The sequence below is a fragment of the Microbispora triticiradicis genome (genome assembly GCF_005864065.1).
Taxonomy (GTDB): Bacteria; Actinomycetota; Actinomycetes; order Streptosporangiales; family Streptosporangiaceae; genus Microbispora; species Microbispora triticiradicis.
Genome location: NZ_VANP01000005.1, coordinates 94,614 through 112,703 on the forward strand (window position 1 = coordinate 94,614; position 18,090 = coordinate 112,703).

Annotated in this window: 11 protein-coding genes; 10 read left to right on the forward strand and 1 reads right to left on the reverse strand. The window is 72.7% G+C overall.

Annotation, left to right across the window (positions count from 1 at the left end):
* Nucleotides 1-131: 131 nt before the first annotated feature.
* Nucleotides 132-1,406 carry an ABC transporter ATP-binding protein gene (locus FED44_RS14700; protein WP_111700963.1) on the forward strand — a complete coding sequence of 425 codons (1,275 nt, stop codon included), beginning with the start codon at nucleotides 132-134 and terminating at the stop codon, nucleotides 1,404-1,406.
* A 33-nt stretch (nucleotides 1,407-1,439) separates the two neighbouring features.
* On the opposite strand, the gene FED44_RS14705 is transcribed toward FED44_RS14700, so the two are convergent.
* Entirely contained in the window at nucleotides 1,440-2,057 is a 618-nt protein-coding gene (locus FED44_RS14705) for an ACT domain-containing protein (protein WP_111700964.1), read from the reverse strand.
* A 163-nt stretch (nucleotides 2,058-2,220) separates the two neighbouring features.
* Here FED44_RS14705 and pulA point away from each other — a divergent pair, with 163 nt between their 5' ends.
* The 9 genes from pulA (at nucleotide 2,221) to FED44_RS14750 (ending at nucleotide 18,089) form a co-directional block, all read left to right on the forward strand.
* A complete protein-coding gene (gene pulA, locus FED44_RS14710) occupies nucleotides 2,221-8,025 on the forward strand; it encodes a pullulanase-type alpha-1,6-glucosidase (RefSeq protein WP_138461025.1) in 5,805 nt (1,934 codons plus the stop codon).
* A 577-nt stretch (nucleotides 8,026-8,602) separates the two neighbouring features.
* The gene (locus tag FED44_RS38460; protein ID WP_396787856.1) at nucleotides 8,603-9,487 is read left to right on the forward strand and encodes a sensor histidine kinase; all 885 of its coding nucleotides are present in this window, start codon (nucleotides 8,603-8,605) and stop codon (nucleotides 9,485-9,487) included.
* A 192-nt stretch (nucleotides 9,488-9,679) separates the two neighbouring features.
* Nucleotides 9,680-11,761, forward strand: coding sequence for an N-acetylneuraminate synthase family protein (locus FED44_RS14720; protein ID WP_244301938.1), 2,082 nt, complete (start codon nucleotides 9,680-9,682; stop codon nucleotides 11,759-11,761).
* Entirely contained in the window at nucleotides 11,758-12,708 is a 951-nt protein-coding gene (locus FED44_RS14725; RefSeq protein ID WP_138461028.1) for a glycosyltransferase family 2 protein, read from the forward strand. The genes FED44_RS14720 and FED44_RS14725 overlap by 4 nt, the downstream gene beginning before the upstream one ends.
* On the forward strand, nucleotides 12,701-13,963 hold the full coding sequence (locus tag FED44_RS14730) for an alpha-2,8-polysialyltransferase family protein (protein WP_244301939.1): 1,263 nt from the start codon (nucleotides 12,701-12,703) through the stop codon (nucleotides 13,961-13,963). Before FED44_RS14725 ends, FED44_RS14730 begins: the two co-directional genes overlap by 8 nt.
* A gap of 116 nt (nucleotides 13,964-14,079) precedes the next feature.
* Nucleotides 14,080-15,579: an alpha/beta fold hydrolase gene (locus FED44_RS14735; protein ID WP_165900692.1), complete on the forward strand. Its 1,500-nt coding sequence runs from the start codon at nucleotides 14,080-14,082 to the stop codon at nucleotides 15,577-15,579.
* A gap of 130 nt (nucleotides 15,580-15,709) precedes the next feature.
* A complete protein-coding gene (locus tag FED44_RS14740) occupies nucleotides 15,710-16,936 on the forward strand; it encodes a sensor histidine kinase (RefSeq protein ID WP_111700969.1) in 1,227 nt (408 codons plus the stop codon).
* Complete coding sequence (locus FED44_RS14745) at nucleotides 16,927-17,580, forward strand: response regulator (RefSeq protein ID WP_111700970.1); 654 nt, start codon at nucleotides 16,927-16,929, stop codon at nucleotides 17,578-17,580. Before FED44_RS14740 ends, FED44_RS14745 begins: the two co-directional genes overlap by 10 nt.
* Nucleotides 17,577-18,089, forward strand: a complete 513-nt coding sequence (locus tag FED44_RS14750) for a hypothetical protein (RefSeq protein WP_133306007.1) — start codon at nucleotides 17,577-17,579, stop codon at nucleotides 18,087-18,089. The genes FED44_RS14745 and FED44_RS14750 overlap by 4 nt, the downstream gene beginning before the upstream one ends.
* The last annotated feature ends 1 nt before the right edge of the window (nucleotide 18,090 follow it).

An 18,090-nucleotide genomic window follows, 5' to 3' on the forward strand; every position in this document is an offset into this window, starting at 1 on the left:
AAGTTGCAGGCAGATGCCGGATCTTTCACGACACGTATGGACACGAGTGCCCGCGACGCGATGTACTACCTCATCATTTACATCGGCGGCTGGGGATCCGGGCTCTCCTGCCCGGGAGGAACGAGCTTGCAATGAGCACCGTCGTCCTCGACAACGTGACGAAGATCTACCCGGGGGGGTACCTCGCGGTCGACCGCATGAACCTGCGTGCGGACGAGGGCGAGCTTCTTGTCCTGCTCGGCCCGTCGGGCTGCGGGAAGTCCACGCTGCTGCGCATGATCGCGGGACTGGAGGAGATCACCTCCGGCGACCTGTGGCTGGGCGGGCAGCTCGCGAACCACCTCGCTCCCCGGGACCGGGACGTGGCGATGGTGTTCCAGAACGGCGCCCTCTATCCGCACCGGACGGTGCGCGGCAACCTGTCGTTCCCGTTGGAGATCGCCAAGGCCGACCCCGCCGCCGCCAAACAGCGGGTCGTCGAACTGTCGCGGGCGCTGCACATCGACGAGACGCTGGACCGGCGTCCGGGCACGCTGTCCGGCGGCCAGCGCCAGCGCGTCGCCATGGGCCGCGCGATCGTGCGCCAGCCCTCCCTCTTCCTCATGGACGAGCCGCTGTCCAACCTCGACGCCGGCATGCGCACCGAGTTGCGCATGGAGATCTCGTCACTGGTGCGCGCGCTCGGAGTCACCACCATCTACGTGACGCACGACCAGGTCGAGGCGCTGACCCTGGCCGACCGTATCGCGATCATGAACAGGGGCGTGCTGCAGGACCTCGGCACCCCCGCCCAGGTCTACAACGACCCGGCGACCGCCTTCACCGCCGCGTTCCTCAACTCCCAGCAGCTCAACCTGCTGGCGGCGACCGTGCGCACCCCGCAGAACAAGTTCATCATGCTCGACTTCGGCCCCCATCAGATCACGATGCCATGGACCGATCCACGCGCGTACGCGGTCTCGCAGCACACCGGCATGCAGATCATCGTGGGCATCCGGCCGGACGGGCTCGTCCCGGTGCCGGAGAAGACCGAGGGCCCGACCTTCTTCGGCCGGGTCAGGACGCTGGAGTACCACGGCCACGAGTGGCTGGCCTACCTGGAGGCGGGGATCCCCGCCGTCACCGCGCCGGAGCCGCCGGACCGCCGCCAGATGAACGGCTCCAACGGCGGCGGCAGGGCGCGGTCGATGATGCGCCGCCTGCTGAACGGATCGCCGGCGCCGGAGGAGCAGGAGGAACCGCCGCCGGTCTCGACGTCGGGCACGCACCGGCGCGCCGACCTCATCGTCCGGCTGGGCAACCGGCCGGTGTGGCGCGCGGGCGAGCACGGCCGGGTCGCCGTCGACGTCTCCCGCCTCATGCTCTTCACCATGGACGGCAACCGCATCGACCCGCCCCGCCGCTGACGCCACCCGCCGTCCCGGCCCGCGGGCCAGGGCTCACACCGTACGGCTGACGCCGCCGGCCAGCACCGAGACGATCCCCACCAGCCGGACGATCTTGTCGACCTCCGCCCGGTGGAACGCCGGGCCCTGGGATCGGGCCACCACGAGGTGGACACCGTCCATCGGCACGCTGACCAGGTGCAGGTCGCCCTCCTCGAACGCCGTGGCACGCAGCGGGATCAACTCGGTCGCGGGCACCGACTCGGGCGCCTGCCAGCTTCCGTGGACGACCGCGCCGCCGGTCGAGTCGACGGTCACCGCCCACTCCGCGCTGACCAGGTCGGCCACCGCGTCCACGAGGGTGACGTACGCGCGGTCGGGGTCGCCGGCGACGTGGCCGAGGAGGTCGTAGTCGAGGCTCGCGCCGGGCACCTCCCGGGTCGGCCACACGCCCTCCACCCGCGTGCCGGGCACCACTCCGATGCGGTCGCGCAGCTCGGCGGGCTCGAACACCCCCGACCAGGAGACGGTGAAGTCGTCCACGGCCCGGCCCGCCTCCCGTTCCAGCACGGTGACCTGCAGGATGTCGGCGCCCATGACCCCGAACGCCCGCGCCACCTGGCCGAGCACCCCCGGCCGGTCGGGGAGCGAGACCCTCAGCCGCAGCAACATCCCCACCACCTCCTCCTCCATCCGCGCCGGGCGACGCGACACCAACAGTGTCGGACACAGGTTTCACGCCTGTTACGGCGGCGGGTCACGAGGCGACTGGAATGTTTCTGGAAATTTCAGCAAATGCTTGCACCAACGTGGTCAGGACAGTAGCTTCCGGGCCATGGTGACCCCCCAGCACCGGCGCGGGCGCGCGCCCCTCGCGGCACTCTCGGCCACGGCACTGGCCGCCGCGCTCCTCGCCGTCCCTCCCGCCACCGCCTCCGCCACCACGTCCCCCACCACGTCCCCCACCACCGCGCGGATCGCCGTCCCTCAGGCCGGCGGGACAGCCGCCGGGACCACGGCGAGAACCGGCGCCGGGACGGCCACGAGCCACGCCGGGCCCTCCGCCGCGCCGCCGGACGCCGAGCTCGCCCGGGACGCGCTCCGCGTGAACCTGTCCCGCGAGCGCCTCTACTTCGTGATGACCGACCGGTTCGCCGACGGCGACGCCTCCAACGACCGCGGCGGGCTGACCGGCGACCGGCTGACGACCGGGTTCGATCCCGCGGACAAGGGCTTCTACCAGGGCGGCGACCTCGCCGGGCTGATCTCCAGGCTCGACTACGTCAAGGGCCTCGGCAGCACGGCCATCTGGCTCACGCCGTCGTTCAAGAACCGTCCCGTGCAGGGCACCGGGGCGGAGGCCAGCGCCGGCTACCACGGCTACTGGATCACCGACTTCACCGCGATCGACCCGCACCTCGGCACCAACGCGCAGATGAAGAGCCTCGTCAAGGAGGCGCACAAGCGCGGCATGAAGGTGTTCTTCGACATCATCACCAACCACACCGCCGACCTCGTCGACTACGCCGAGAAGACGTACGGCTATCGCGGCAAGGCCGCCTATCCCTACGTGGACGCCTCCGGCCGCGTCTTCGACGACCGCGACTACGCCCTGCGCGACGACTTCCCGAAGGTCACCGCGAAGTCCTTCCCGTACACGCCGGTGGTGCGGGCGAGGTCGAAGGTGCCGTCCTGGCTGAACGACCCGACGATGTACCACAACCGGGGCGACTCGACCTTCTCCGGCGAGAGCTCCGAGTACGGCGACTTCTCCGGCCTCGACGACCTGTGGACCGAGCGTCCCGAGGTCGTCAAGGGCATGACGGACATCTACCGGACGTGGGTGAAGGAGACCGGGATCGACGGTTTCCGCATCGACACCGCCAAGCAGGTGAACCTGGAGTTCTGGCAGCGCTTCGCGCCCGCGCTGCACACCTACGCGGCCAGGCTCGGCAACGATAGGTTCTTCATGTTCGGGGAGGTCTACACGTCCGACCCCGCAGTGGAGAGCCGCTACTCGACCACGGGCACGCTCGACGCCACACTCGACTTCGGCTTCCAGGAGGTCGCCCGCTCCTACGCGGCCGGCGGCGACGCCGCGGGCCTGAGCAGGCTGTACGCGGCCGACGACTACTTCACCGACGCCGACTCCAACGCCGCGTCGCTGCCGACGTTCCTCGGCAACCACGACATGGGCCGCATCGGCTACTTCCTGAAGCAGGCCGCCCCGTCGGCCGGGGACGCCGCCCTGCTCGCCCGCGACCGCCTCGCCCACCAGCTCATGTATCTCACCCGCGGCCAGCCGGTGGTCTACTACGGCGACGAGCAGGGCTTCACCGGCGACGGCGGCGACAAGGACGCCCGGCAGACCATGTTCGCTTCCAAGACCGCCGACTACCTTGACGACGACCTCATCGGCACCACCGCCACCCACGCCGCGGACAACTACGTCACCACCCACCCGCTCTACACCTCGATCGCCGAACTGGCCCGGCTCCGCGACCGCTATCCCGCGCTGGCGGACGGCGCGCAGATCGAACGGCTGGCCGACGGCGGTGTGTACGCGTTCTCCCGGCTCGGCACCGGAGAGCGGGTCGAGTTCGTGGTCGCGCTCAACAGCGGCACGGCCGCCAGAGCCGTCCAGATCCCCACGTACTCGGCCGGTGCCTCCTTCACCCAGGTGTACGGGGGCACGCAGGCGCTCACCAGCGCGGCGGACGGGAGGCTGGCCGTGACCGTGCCGCCGCTGACGGCCGTCGTCTACCGCGCGGACAGGGCCCTCGCCACCCCGGCGGCGGCTCCGCGGATCTCCCTCACGCTGCCGGGGACGGCACTGCGCGGAACCGCCGGCGACGGCCGCGTGCCGATCTCGGCGGAGGTGCCCGGCGGCGGCTTCGCCCAGGTCACGTTCGCCGTCAAGGCGGGCGACGCGCCGTGGCGGGTGCTCGGCACCGACGACGCGCCCAACGGCCGCGTCTACCGGGTGTTCCACGACCTGACCGGCGTGCCGGAGGGCACCCCTCTCACGTACAGGGCCGTGGTGAAGGACGCGGCGGGCCGGTACGCGGGCGCCACGGCGGCCGCGACCGCCGGGCCGGAGCCGGCCGGGGAGGAGCCGGGCGCGGTGAAGCGCGACCACCTGGTGGTCCACTACCGGCGCGACGGCGGCGACTACGACGGCTGGGGCCTGCACGCCTGGGGCGACATCGACCAGACGGTCGAGTGGGGCTCGCCGGTCGCCTTCGAGGGCGAGGACGCCTTCGGCCGCTTCGCCTGGCTCAAGCTGAAGCCGGGGGCCACCGAGGTCGGCCTGATCACCCACAGGGGCGACACCAAGGACCAGGGCGACCGGACGGTCAACCCGGCCCGAACGGGCGAGGTGTGGCTCACCGAGGGGAAGCCCGGGGTGTACGCCTCCCGGGCCGCCGCCCAGGGCTACGCCACGATCCACTACCACCGCCCCGACGGCGCGTACGACGGCTGGGGCCTGCACCTGTGGGGCGACGCGCTCGCCGACGGCGCGGGCACCGAGTGGGCCTCGCCGCGCCCGCCGGACGGCACGGACGCCTTCGGGGCCTTCTGGCGGGTGCCGCTGAAGAACGCGGACGCGCCGCTGAACTACATCGTGCACAGGGGCGACACGAAGGACCCCGGGCCGGACCAGTCGTTCGTCCCCGCCCGGCAGCCCGAGGCGTACGTCAACGCGGGCGAGAACGCGGTCCACGCGAGCGCGGCGGCGGCCCGGCACGTCGCGGTGCTGCACTATCACCGAACCGACGGCGACTACGACGGCTGGGGCCTGCACTTCTGGGGCGACGCGGCCGGGTCGGTCGAGTGGGGCGACCCGCTGAAACCGGCCGGGAAGGACCTCTTCGGGGTGTACTTCGAGGTGCCGCTCAAGGAGGGCGCGCGGTCGCTCGGCTGGATCGTCCACAAGGGCGACGTCAAGGACCAGCAGGCCGACCAGTCGCTCGACCTCGCAATAAACGGCAACGAGGCGTGGAAACTGTCAGGTGTGGACGGATACCTGCTGCCTCAACCGCCGGCCTCCGGAGCGGACGCCGACCTGTCGAAGGCCACGGCCCAGTGGATCGACCGCGACACGGTGGCCTGGAAGGGCGAGGTCGCGACGGCGAACCACTACGCGCTGGCCTACTCCCCCAAGGGCGACATCGCGTACGACAAGGGTGATCTCACCGGCGACGTCCACCTGATCCGGCTGGCCCCCGGGCAGCTCAGCGACGCGCAGAAGGCCGCCTGGCCGCACCTGGCGGCGTACGGCGCGCTGAAGGTGGACCCGCGCGACGCAGGTCTCGTGCGCGACGCGCTGCGCGGCCAGGTCGTGGCGGTCGAGCGCGGGCCCTCGGGCGCGCTGCTGACCGCCACCGGCGTGCAGATCCCCGGCGTGCTCGACGACCTGTACGCCGCGGCCGCCAGGGCCCCTCTGGGGCCGACCGGCGGCGGCGCGCTGTCGGTGTGGGCGCCGACGGCCCGCACGGTCGAACTGGCCCTCTACGACGGCCCGTCGGCCGGCCACCGGACGGTTCACCCGATGCGCAGGGACGACGCCACCGGCGTGTGGTCCGTCTCCGGCCCGCCGTCCTGGCGGGGCAGGTACTACACCTATCTCGTCACCGTCTACGCCCCGGCCGCCGGGAAGATCGTGACGAACGAGGTGACCGACCCCTACAGCCTGTCGGTGTCGGCCGGGTCGGGGCGCAGCCAGATCGTGGACCTGGACGACCGGGCGCTGCGGCCGGACGGCTGGACGGCGCTGCGCAAGCCCCCGGCGGTGCGGCAGGACCGGGCGTCGATCTACGAACTGCATGTGCGCGACTTCTCCGCCTCCGACGCCACCGTGCCGGCCGCCGAGCGCGGCACGTACAAGGCGTTCACCGAGACGGGCAGCGCGGGGATGACCGAGTTGCGGAGCCTGGCGAAGGACGGGCTGACCCACGTCCACCTGCTACCGGTCTTCGACTTCGCGACCGTGCCCGACCTGGCGGCGGACCGCGCCGAGCCGGGCTGCGACCTCGCCGCGCTGCCGCCGGACTCCGACCGCCAGCAGGCGTGCGTCGCGGAGACGGCCGCGAAGGACTCCTTCAACTGGGGGTACGACCCCCTGCACTACACGGTGCCGGAGGGGTCGTACGCGACCCACCCGGACCGGCGGATCAGGGAGTTCCGCGAGATGGTCGCGGGGCTGAACGGCGCGGGGCTGCGGGTGGTCATGGACGTGGTCTACAACCACACGCACGCCGCCGGGCAGGACCCTGGCAGTGTGCTCGACCGCGTCGTCCCCGGCTACTACCAGCGGCTCATGGACGACGGCACGGTGGCCACCTCCACCTGCTGCGCGAACACCGCCCCGGAGCACGCGATGATGGGCCGCCTCGTGGTCGACTCGATCGTCACCTGGGCGCGGCAGTACAAGGTCGACGGGTTCCGGTTCGACCTGATGGGTCATCACCCCAAGGCGAACATCCTCGCCGTGCGGAAGGCGCTCGACGCGCTGACGCCGGACAGGGACGGCGTGGACGGCAGGTCGATCATCCTGTACGGCGAGGGCTGGGACTTCGGCGAGGTCGCGGGTGGCGCCCGGTTCGAGCAGGCCACGCAAGCCGCCATGGCCGGGACCGGGATCGGCACCTTCAACGACCGGCTGCGCGACGCGGTGCGCGGCGGTTCGCCGTTCGACGCCGACCCGGGCGTCCAGGGCTTCGGCTCCGGCCTCGCGGACCGGCCCGGCGACCGGCTCGCGCACTACGAGGACCTGATCAGGCTCGGGCTCGCCGGCAACCTGCGCGACTTCACGTTCACCGGGTCGTCGGGCACGCCGGTGAAGGGCTCGCAGATCGACTACAACGGCGGCCCCGCGGGCTACGCCGCCACGCCGGGCGACGCGGTGACGTACGTGGACGCGCACGACAACGAGACGCTGTTCGACGCTCTGGCGTACAAGCTGCCGCGGGACACCCCGATGGCCGACCGGGTCAGGATGCAGACGCTGTCGCTGGCGACGGCCCTGCTCGGCCAGGGCACGGCGTTCGTCCACGCCGGAAGCGAGCGGCTGCGGTCCAAGTCGCTCGACCGCAACTCCTACGACTCGGGCGACTGGTTCAACCGGCTGCTGTGGGACTGCGAGCGGGGCAACGGCTTCGGGGCCGGCCTGCCGCCCGCGAAGGACAACGAGGCGCGCTGGCCGTACGCGCGGCCGCTGCTGGCCGATCCGGCGCTGCGGCCGGACTGCGCGGCGATCGGGGCGGCCCGGGCCGGGTTCGGCGAGCTGCTGCGGATCAGGTACTCCTCCCCCGCGTTCTCGCTGGGGTCGGCGGCGGAGATCGCCCGGCGGGTGACGTTCCCGCCCTCGGGGACGCCCGGAGTGATCGTCATGCGGATCGACGCCGCCGGCGCCGACCCCGCGGTCAAGGCGCTCTACGTGGTGTTCAACGCCACCGGGCAGGCCGCCGCTCCGGCCGTGCCCGGCGTCAGGGGCGCCAGGGTCGCGCTGCACCCGGTGCAGGCGGCGTCGGCCGACCCGGTGGTGCGCCAGGCGGCGGCCGACCCCGCGAGCGGCGTCCTGCGCGTGCCCGCCCGCACGGTCGCGGTCTTCACCGAGGCGTCCGTCAATGCGGCATAAATCCGTCTTTGGGTAACTTTGGTGCTCTATTTCCGCTCTTGCGAGTTTTTCGCGTAATGACCATGGATAGCCTCGGGTGATGCTCGTTCCCAAGCACCCCCGGTCACTCCGAGCCCGGCTGACGCTGATCGCGGCCGGGCTCGCGGCGTGCCTGCTGATCCCGATCGCGGTCGTGCTCAACGTGCTCGTCCGGCACGCGGTCGCCGAAGGGATCTGGAACGAGAGCCTGGACACCGCGAGCCGCGTCGCGGCCTCGGTCCGCGACGGCAGCCTGACCAATCCGGTGGTGACCGGCGGCAACGGCATCGACCTGGTGGAGGTGGTCAGCTCCGACGGCCGGGTGATCGCCAGCAGCGCGGGGGCCGACGGCGTCCACCGGCTGAGCCCGTTACACCCCGCCGCCGACGGCGACGTGACCCAGACGACCTCCTGCGCCCCCCACGGCCGCGACTGCCTGTACGTGACGGTGGTGCGCGTCTTCCCCGGCCCCGGCTCCGACTTCGTCTACGCGGGCCGCGCCGCCCCGGCGGTCCTCACCAGCCCCCTGGGCCTGCCGTCGCTGCTCCTGCTGGCCCTGATGCTCGCCGCGCTCTCGGGATGGGCCGCCTGGAAGACGGCCGGCCGCGTGCTGCGCCCGGTCGAGGCCATCCGGTCGGAGCTCGCGGGGATCAGCGGGAAGAACCCCGGCTCGCGGGTGCCCGAGCCGCCCGGCGACGACGAGATCGCCCGCCTCGCCAGGACCGCCAACGACGCGCTGGCCCGGCTCGACACCTCGATCCAGCGGCAGCGGCAGTTCGCCGCCGACGCCTCGCACGAACTGCTCACCCCCATCTGCGGGATCCGCGCCCAGCTGGAGAGCGCGCGGCTGCATCCCGAGGACACCCCCGAGGCCGTCCTCGCGGCGCTGCGCGACACCGAGCGCCTGGAGGCGATCGTCTCCGACCTGCTCCTGCTCGCCCGCATCCCCACGGTCCCCGAGACCGCGAGGGAGGAGGTCGACCTGTCGCATCTGGTCGTCGCCGAGGTCGACCGGCGGCCGGGCCGGTTGCCGACCCAGCTGCACGAGACGCCGGGGGTGATCATCTGGGGCATGCGCCGGCACCTCGCCCGGGTGGTGGCCAACCTGCTCGACAACGCCGAGCGGCACGCGCTGACCGGGGTGTCCGTGTGCGTCGAGCGGGCGGGTGACGAGGCGGTCCTGTGCGTGCGCAACGACGGCGGGTGCATCCCGGAGGCGGACCAGGAACGGATCTTCGAACGGTTCTACCGGACCGACGCGGCGCGCAGCCGCAGCCGGGGCGGCACCGGCCTCGGCCTGGCCATCGCCCGCGAGGTCGTGGAGGCCCACGGAGGGTCGATCCGGGTGGAGAACGTCGAGGACGGCGTGCGGTTCGTGCTGCGGCTGCCGCTGGCGCCCGACCAGCCGGACGGGCCGCCGGGACCCGGCGGCCAGGACGCGTAGCCGGACGGCCAGGACGCGCGGCCGGACGGCCAGGACCGGCGGCCCGGAGGCGAGGACACCCAAAGTTAAGACCGGCGCCCCTGCGCGTTCAGCCGGGCAACCCCCAACGGGACAACCTGCTGGCTAGTTTTCTCGACACCCCGCCCCCCAGGACCCCCGGGGTTCCCGATGTCGCAGGTGAAGGAGTCACTCGTGCGAGTGCTGGCAGTCGTCCCCGCCAGAGGTGGTTCGGTGGGCGTCCCGCTGAAGAACCTGGAGAAGGTGGGCGGCATTCCGCTCGTGGCCCGCGCGGTCGACGCCTGCCTGCGCGCCGAGCTCGTGGACGAGGTGATCGTCAGCACCGACCACGACCTGATCGCCCGGGCGGCCGAGGACGCCGGGGCCCGCGTGGTGCGCCGCCCCGCCGACCTCAGCGGCCCGACCGCCTCCAGCGAGTCGGCCGTGCTGCACGCCCTGTCCGAGACGCCGGGCGAGGACCCGGAGATCGTCGTCCTCGTCCAGTGCACCAGCGCGTTCATCGACCCCCGCGACCTCGACGCGGCCGTGGGCAGGGTGCTCGGCGGCGAGGCCGACTCGGTCTTCTCCGGCGTCGAGACCTACGAGTTCGTGTGGACCGGCGCCGGGCACGGGGTGAACCACGACCCGGCCGTGCGCCCGCGCCGCCAGGACCGCGAGCCCCACTTCCGGGAGACCGGCGCGTTCTACGTCATGCGTACGGCGGGCCTGCGCGAGCGCGGCCACCGGTTCTTCGGCACCGTCGCGGTCCAGCCGGTGCCCAGCCGGCACGCGGTCGAGATCGACGTCCCGGAGGATCTGGAGATCGCCCGGGCGCTCGCCCCGTTCGTGGACGAGCCGCTGCCCATCGACGTGGACGCGGTCGTCACCGACTTCGACGGCGTGCACACCGACGACCGCGCGTTCGTCGACTCCGAGGGCCGGGAGATGGTCGCCGTCAGCCGCTCCGACGGCATGGGGATCGCGCTGCTGCGCCGCGCCGGGGTGAAGACGCTCGTGCTGTCCACCGAGCGCAACCCGGTCGTCGCCGCCCGCGCCGCCAAGCTCGGCGTGCCGGTGGTGCAGGGCCTCGGCGCCAAGGACGCCGCGCTGCGCGCGTGGCTCACCGCCGAGGGGCTGGACCCCGAGCGGGTCGCCTACGTCGGCAACGACGTCAACGACCTGTCCTGCATGGCGATGGTCGGCTGGCCGGTCGCGGTGCCCGACGCCCACCCCCGGGTGCGCGCCGCCGCCCGCGTCGTGCTGTCTGCCCCCGGCGGCGCGGGAGCGGTGCGCGAACTGTCCGACCGGGTGCTCGCCGCCCGCCCGGCCGCCGCCCCCGAAGCCGCCCCCGAGACCGTTCCCGCGCCCGTTCTCCCGGCGTACGGCACGGCCCCGCTCGCGGAGCCCCGGCCGGTGCGGATCGGCAGGTCGCTGGTCGGGCCCGGGCAGCCGGTCTACGTGATCGGCGAGATCGGCATCAACCACAACGGCGACGTGGAGATCGCGCGCAGGCTGATCGACGTGGCCGCCGACGCCGGCTGCCAGGCGGTCAAGTTCCAGAAGCGGACGCCGGAGATCTGCGTGCCACTGGAGCAGCGCGACCAGATCCGGCAGACGCCGTGGGGCGAGATGACCTACATGGAGTACAAGCTCCGCACCGAGTTCGGCGCCGACGAGTACGCCCACATCGCCAAGTACTGCGAGGAGCGCGGCGTCGACTGGTTCGCCTCGCCCTGGGACGTGCCGTCGGTGGAGTTCCTGGAGAACATGGACGTCGTCGCCCACAAGGTGGCCTCGGCCTCGGTGACCGACCACGAACTGCTCCGGGCGCTGGCGGCCACCCGCAAGCCGGTCATCCTGTCGACCGGCATGTCGACGATCGAGGAGATCGACGCCGCGGTGGAGATCCTCGGCACCGAGCGCCTGGTGATGATGCACGCCACCTCCACCTACCCGCTGCCTCCGGAGGAGGCCAACCTCCGCATGATCACCACGCTGCGGCAGCGGTACGGCGTGCCGGTCGGCTACTCGGGGCACGAGCGCGGGCTGCAGATCTCGCTGGCGGCCGTGACGCTGGGCGCGGTCACCGTCGAGCGGCACATCACGCTCGACCGCACGATGTGGGGCTCCGACCACGCCGCCTCGCTGGAGCCGAGCGGCCTGGAGCACCTCGTCCGCGACATCCGGATCATCGAGGAGTCCCTCGGGGACGGCGTCAAGCGGGTCTACCCCGGTGAGGAGGCCCCGCGGGCCCGCCTGCGCCGGGTCACGGCGTGATCACGCTTTCCGTGATCGTGCCCGTCAGGGACGGCGAGGCGTACCTCGGTGACGCCCTCGCGTCCCTGGCGCGCAACCGGACGCGCGAGTTCGAGACCGAGGTCGTCGTCGTCGACGACGGCTCGGCCGACGCGACGGCGGACGTCGCCGAGGACTTCCGGCGCGACCTGCCGGGGCTCTCGCTCGTCCGCAACGCGGCGCCGCTGGGGCTCGCCGACGCCCGCAACGCCGGGCTGAAGCTGGCCTCCGGACGGTACGTCACCTTCCTCGACGCCGACGACTGGCTCGCGCCGGGCTACCTGCCCCGGCTGGTCGCGGCGATCGAGGGGCTGGGCTGCGACTTCGTCCGGGTGGACCACGTGCAGGCCGAGGGCCGCAAACGGGAGACGCACCGGGCGCCGCAACCACGCCGCGGGGTGGTGCTCGACCCGCGCGAGAGCATCCTGCCGGCCGGGCTCAAGACCATGGTCGACTACCCCTACGCCTGGGCCGGGATCTACCGGCGCGAGCTGGGCGACCTGCTGGCGTTCCCCTCGGGCCTGCACACCGCCGAGGACCGCCCGTGGATCTGGCGGCTGCACCGGCTGGCCCGGTCGTACGCCGTGGTGTCCCTCGCCGGGCTGTTCTACCGGCGGGGGCTCCCGGCCTCGCTCACCCAGATCGGCGACGAGCGGCAGCTGCACTTCTTCGACGCCTACGACATCGTGCTGGACGAGACCGAGCCGCGCTACCTGCCCAAGGCGGCCCGCAACCTGTGCGCGCTGCTCGCCCACCACGCCGAGCTGGCCGAACGGTTCACCCCGGCCGTACGGGCCCGGTTCGACGAGCGGGCGCGGGCGGTGCTCGCCCGGCTGCCGCGCGAGACGCTGACCGAGGCGATCGGCGGCCTGGAGCCCGAGCGGGCCGCCCTGCTCGGCCCCTACCTTCCCGGAGGCCCGAGTGCCTGACCCGACGCTGTTCTACGCCTCCACGCTGTTCGGCGCGATGACGCTCGCCGCGGCGATCGAGGAGGGACGGTTCGGCGGCGGGCCCAGGGTCCTGCTGGTGTCGAACAACGCGGCGATCCCGGAGGTGACCCCGGCGCCGGACGAGGCGCCGGGGTTCGCCGCGTTGCGCGGGGCGTTCGACCGCGTGCTGTCCTGGAACGAGATCATCGCGCCGCTGCACCCGTCGGACTGGAAGCCCCGCTCGATCGAGACGCCCATGCTCGGCCGCCTGCTGCGCGACCTGCTGGGGGAACCCGGCGAGCTGGTCCTGGAGTCGATCGCGGTGCCGCCGGCGCGGACGCTCGCGGGGCTGGTGAAGGACTGCCCGATCACCGTCTACTCCGACGGGCTGATGAGCTACGGGCCCACCCGCGACCCGCTGCCGCAGGAGATCGCCGGCCGGATCGGCCGGCTGCTCCACCTCGATCTCGTCCCGGGCCTGGCCCCCCTGCTGCTGGCCGAGCACGGCGTGCCGGCCGATGCGCTGGCGGACGCGTCGTTCACGCGGGTGACGGGCCGGGTCGCGGAGGCGGCGGAGGCGGCCCCCCGCGCCGAGGCGATGATCCTCGGGCAGTACCTGTCCTCGCTGGGCCTGCTCACCGCCGCCGAGGAGGCCGGGCTGCACGAGCGGATGCTGCGCGGCCTGGCGGCGCGCGGCCACCGCACCGTGCTGTTCAAGCCGCACCCCGCGGCCGGGCGGCGGCACGCCCGCGAGCTGCGGCCGGTCGCCGCGGAGCTTGGCGTCGAGCTTCTGGTGGCGCCGGAGACGACGCCCGCCGAGGCGTGCTTCGCCGCGCACCGCCCCGACCTGGTCGCCGGGTGCTTCTCCACCGCGCTGGTGACCGCGCGGCGGCTGTTCGGCCTGCCGGTCGCGGCCGCCGGAACCGGCCTCGTGCTCGAACGGCTCACGCCGTACGAGAACAGCAACCGGATCCCGGCGACGATCGTGGACGCGACGCTGCCCCGGCTGGAGGCCGACGGCACGATCGCCGAGCCGCCCGCCCACGACCTGCCCGCCCTGGTCGCGGCGGTCGGCTACTGCATGCAGAGCGCCGCCCAGCCCGGGCTGCGCGAGGCCGCGGCGGCCTACGTGCGCGACCACGGCCCGGCCCGCTACTTCAAGAAGCGCAGGCTGGAGGCGCTGGGCCTGATCGAGCCCCCGCCTCCCCCGCCCGCGCAGCCGGCCTCACGCCTGCGCCGCCTGCTCACCCGCTGACCAGTGAAAGGCCCTCCTTCCGGCGGGCCACCCCGGCGACGGTAGGGCGTGCCTCACCCTGTTTCCGGATGCCTCGGCCATGTCGCCGGCACAGTCGTTATCTCTACGGTGAGCGCATGACAAAGCCAGCGAAACAGCCGGTCAGACCGGCACCGGTCCGCTCCGCGCATCGGGTGAAGACCGTGCCGGTCGTCCTGTCGGCTCTGTCCACGCTCCTGGGCCCGGCCGTACTGCCGGCGGCGGTCCGGGCCACGCCGAACCTCACCTGGAGCGGGTGCCCTGTGGGCCAGGGCCCGGCGGACATGGAGTGCGCCACTGTCGAGGTGCCGGTGGACTGGTCCGCGCCGGGAGAGACCACGATCAGGCTGGACCTCGCCCGGCTGCCCGCCACCGGTCCGTCGCCCCGTCTCGGCAGCGTTCTCGTCGTGTCCGACGGCGGTCCGGGCATCCAGGGCGTCCTCTCCTCGACTCCGGAGTCGTTCACGAAGTTGCGCGAGCACTTCGACGTCGTCGGCTACAACCCGCGCACCAGTGTGGCGGGGCGCTATCTGCCGCCCTCCTGTGGAGTTCCCGGGCTACCGCTCAACGACCCGCGTGACCGGGCCGCATACGAGGTCCAGGCAGCCGCCCTCGAACGCCTGGTGCAGCGATGCCGCCGGGACGACACGACCGGTCTTGCCGACCACCTGGACTCCGACTCGGTGGCCAGGGACATGGAGGCGATCCGAACCGCCCTTGGCCAGGACAGACTCACCATGTTGGCCTTCTCCTACGGCGGTGTTCCAGCCGCCGCGTACGCGCGCCTTTATCCGGCGCACGTCCGGGCCATGGTTTTCGACGCCACACCCGACGCGACGGTGGGCTGGCGCGGTGTGGAACGCGCACAACTGCGCGCCACCGAGGCGGCGTTCACGCGCTTCACGAACTGGTGCGCCGATGACGACGCGTGTGCCCTGCGGGGGTGGAACGTGCGCACGCTCTGGCGCCGGATGATCACGAGCGTCGGCCGCAGGCCCGTCATGTACGCCTCCGCGCGGCTGGGCGAGATCAGACTGACCGATCTGCACCTCAAGGCGGTGGCCCGGCTGGTCCTCCCCGTTCCGGAGAGGGCACCGGAGTTCGCCGACGCGCTGCGCAAGGCGAGCAAGGGCGACTTCGCCTGGTTCGGCGAGCAGGTCCTGGGCGTCTCCGCGAGCTGGAGCTCGCCGGGCGCGGTGGCGACCCGGTGCCCGGACGGCCTGGTGAGGCTGGGGTACGAGGCGCTCGTCAGCGACCACCGTCACAGCGAGCGGATCTCCCACAACTTCGGCGGCGGGGTCGGCATCGGGCTCGAAGCCCTGGCCTGCTCCGGCTGGCGTCACCGGCCGGTGAACCCGCTTCGCCCCCTGCCGACCGGCCTGCCTCCCGCGCTGGGACTTGGCGGCGACCGTGACTTTCCGGTCACAGAACTCCTGATGAGCCGGATCCCAGGCTCGGTCGCCGTCCGCTATGACGGCCCCGTCCACGTCGTCTACCTGCGGGCCAAGGATCCGTGCGTGACGGGATACGCCGACCGGTATCTGACGAGGCTGACGGTGACTCCCGCAGGCACCGTCTGCTCGCTCCGACGGCCATGACGCGGCAGGAAAGACGCCCTTCCGCGGCTCCCGCCTGGACCACGACCGGCGGAAAGGTGGGGTTTGCCGCACCTTCACCCGGGATGTCCGGGCCATGTCGTCGAGCCGTGCCGCTCTCTAGGGTTGGCGCATGACCACTCCCTGGGACCGGATCCGCGGCCACTGGTCGTCGCCGACCTGGCTCCGTACCATCCATGTGACGGCGGGCGTACCGATCGCGCTCACGTCGGCGGCAGCGATCTCGGGGCTGGTCGCGCTGTCGATAGCGCTGGCGTGGACAGTCGTCGTCCCCCTGGTCTCGCTGCTTGTCCTCACCTGGATCGTGCCGCGGCTCACCCGGCTGCAGCGCTCCCGGTTCGCCGCCTTCCTCGGCCACGGGATCCCCGAGGTAACACGTCTCCCCCGGGACGGAAGCCCGATCAGGCGACTTCTCCTGCAGGCGCGATCGGGCGTCCTCTGGCGGCAGGTCGCCTATCACCTGGCGATCGGGCCCGTGATCGGCGCCGCGGGCTTCCTGAGCGGGGCCGTGGCGTGGTCGGCGTGCCTGGTCGCGGCCATCGTCGCCGTACGACTCCTGATGGTCGGAGGCGGCTGGACCGCCTCCCTGCCCGCGGCGGGCGCGCTCTCGCTGTTCGTGGTGGTGCCGTGGCTGCTTCGGGGGATCACCGCGCTCGACGCGGTGGCGGCGCGTGCGCTGCTCGGTCCCAGCGTGAAGGACGAGTTGGCCCGGCGGGTGGAGACGCTGCGCGAGAGCCGGGCCGAGCTGGCCGAGGCTGCCGACGCGGAACGCCGCCGGATCGAACGCGACCTGCACGACGGCACCCAGCAGCGGCTCGTGTCGCTCGCCCTGAACCTCGGCATGGCCCGCGCCGCCTTCACCGACCTGCCGGAGCCCGCCCGCCAGGCCATCGCGCGGTCGCACGAGGAGGCCAAGCAGGCGCTGAAGGATCTGCGCGACGTCGTGCGAGGGCTGCACCCGGCCGTCCTCGACCACCAGGGGCTTGACGCGGCGCTGTCCGGTCTCGCGGCGCGCGCCCCCTTCCCCGTACGGCTCAGCGTCGACGTGCCGGAACGGGTCGCTCCCGTGGTCGAGGCGATCGCGTTCTTCGTGGTCTCCGAAGCCCTGACCAACGTCGCCAAGCACGCGCGGGCCTCCGGGGCCGACGTCACCGTCCGCCGCGACGCCGGCGTGCTCCGCGTCGTCGTACGCGACGACGGGCACGGGGGCGCCGAGCCCACCAGAGGGTCGGGCCTGCGCGGTCTCGCGCAGCGGGCGGGATCGGTGGACGGCACCCTGCGCGTCGACAGCCCGAGCGGCGGCCCGACGACGATCGAGGTGGAGCTTCCGTGCGCGTAGTGCTCGCCGAGGACTCCGTCCTCCTCAGGGAGGGCCTCGTCTGGGTCCTCGGATCAGCCGGCATCGAGGTCGTGGCCGCGGTGGACGACTCCGAAGGGCTGCTGCGGGCGGTCGACGAGCACGAGCCCGATCTCGTCGTCACGGACGTGCGGATGCCACCCACGCACACCGACGAGGGGCTGCGCGCGGCGCTGTTGCTGCGGCACCGGCGGCCAGGGCTGCCGATCCTCGTCCTCTCGCAGTATGTCGAGGAACGCTACGCGACCCGGCTGCTGTCCACGGCGACGACCGGCGTCGGATATCTGCTCAAAGACCGGGTGGCCGACGTCGCCGAGTTCCTGGACTCGCTGCGCCGGGTCGCCGCGGGCGGCACGGCCCTGGACCCCGAAGTGGTCGCGCAGCTGTTGCTGCGCCGGCGCAGCGATCCGCTCGACCTGCTGACCCGCAGGGAGCACGAGGTGCTCGCGCTGATCGCGGAGGGACGGTCCAACGCCGGCATCGCCGAGGCGCTCGTGGTCTCCGAAAGCGCGGTCGGCAAGCACATCAACAACATCTTCGCCAAGCTCGGCCTCTCCGGCTCCGAGAAGGACCACCGGCGAGTGCTGGCCGTACTGCGATTCCTGAAGATTCGAGAGGCGACATGATGCGAAGAGCAGTGCGGATCGGATGGATCTCCGCCGGTGCGGCGCTGACCGTGTCCGTGGTTGGGGCGATGACGTGGGCGGCGTGGTTGGAGATCCGTCTCCCCCACGCCGGCGACTTCTCCTTTCCCGGCTCCTACCGGTCGTCGGTCCTCGACCAGCGAGGGACCGAGACGAGGACCGTGACGTACGCCGTCACGGCACCCAGGATCATCGTGGATGTGCGGGGCAGGGTGGACGTGCGGGTCGCTCCGGGCGCCCCCGGACGCCTCTCCGTCAGGCGGGAGACGACCTGGCACGGCGCCCCGCCCTCGCTGAGCGAGTCCTGGGAGTCGGGGAAGACGCTGCGGGCCGAGGTGACCTGCTCCCCGGGTCCGGGGCGGGTGGATGCCGGCTGCCGCACGGTCTACACATTGAGCGCGCCACCGGGCGTCGGCGTGCTGGTGACGACGCCTGACCGGACCGTGCCGTGCCCGCCAGCCGCGACGGAGGCGACCTGCGCCTCTGCGTAGC

Excerpts from the sequence above, each read along its gene's own strand:
- FED44_RS14705 (WP_111700964.1), bottom strand. The coding sequence starts at position 2,057 with ATGTTGCTGCGGCTGAGGGTCTCGCTCCCCGACCGGCCGGGGGTGCTC.
- FED44_RS14700 (WP_111700963.1), top strand. The coding sequence starts at position 132 with ATGAGCACCGTCGTCCTCGACAACGTGACGAAGATCTACCCGGGGGGG.
- FED44_RS14750 (WP_133306007.1), top strand. The coding sequence starts at position 17,577 with ATGATGCGAAGAGCAGTGCGGATCGGATGGATCTCCGCCGGTGCGGCG.
- FED44_RS14735 (WP_165900692.1), top strand. The coding sequence starts at position 14,080 with ATGACAAAGCCAGCGAAACAGCCGGTCAGACCGGCACCGGTCCGCTCC.
- FED44_RS14740 (WP_111700969.1), top strand. The coding sequence starts at position 15,710 with ATGACCACTCCCTGGGACCGGATCCGCGGCCACTGGTCGTCGCCGACC.
- pulA (WP_138461025.1), top strand. The coding sequence starts at position 2,221 with ATGGTGACCCCCCAGCACCGGCGCGGGCGCGCGCCCCTCGCGGCACTC.
- FED44_RS38460 (WP_396787856.1), top strand. The coding sequence starts at position 8,603 with ATGCTCGCCGCGCTCTCGGGATGGGCCGCCTGGAAGACGGCCGGCCGC.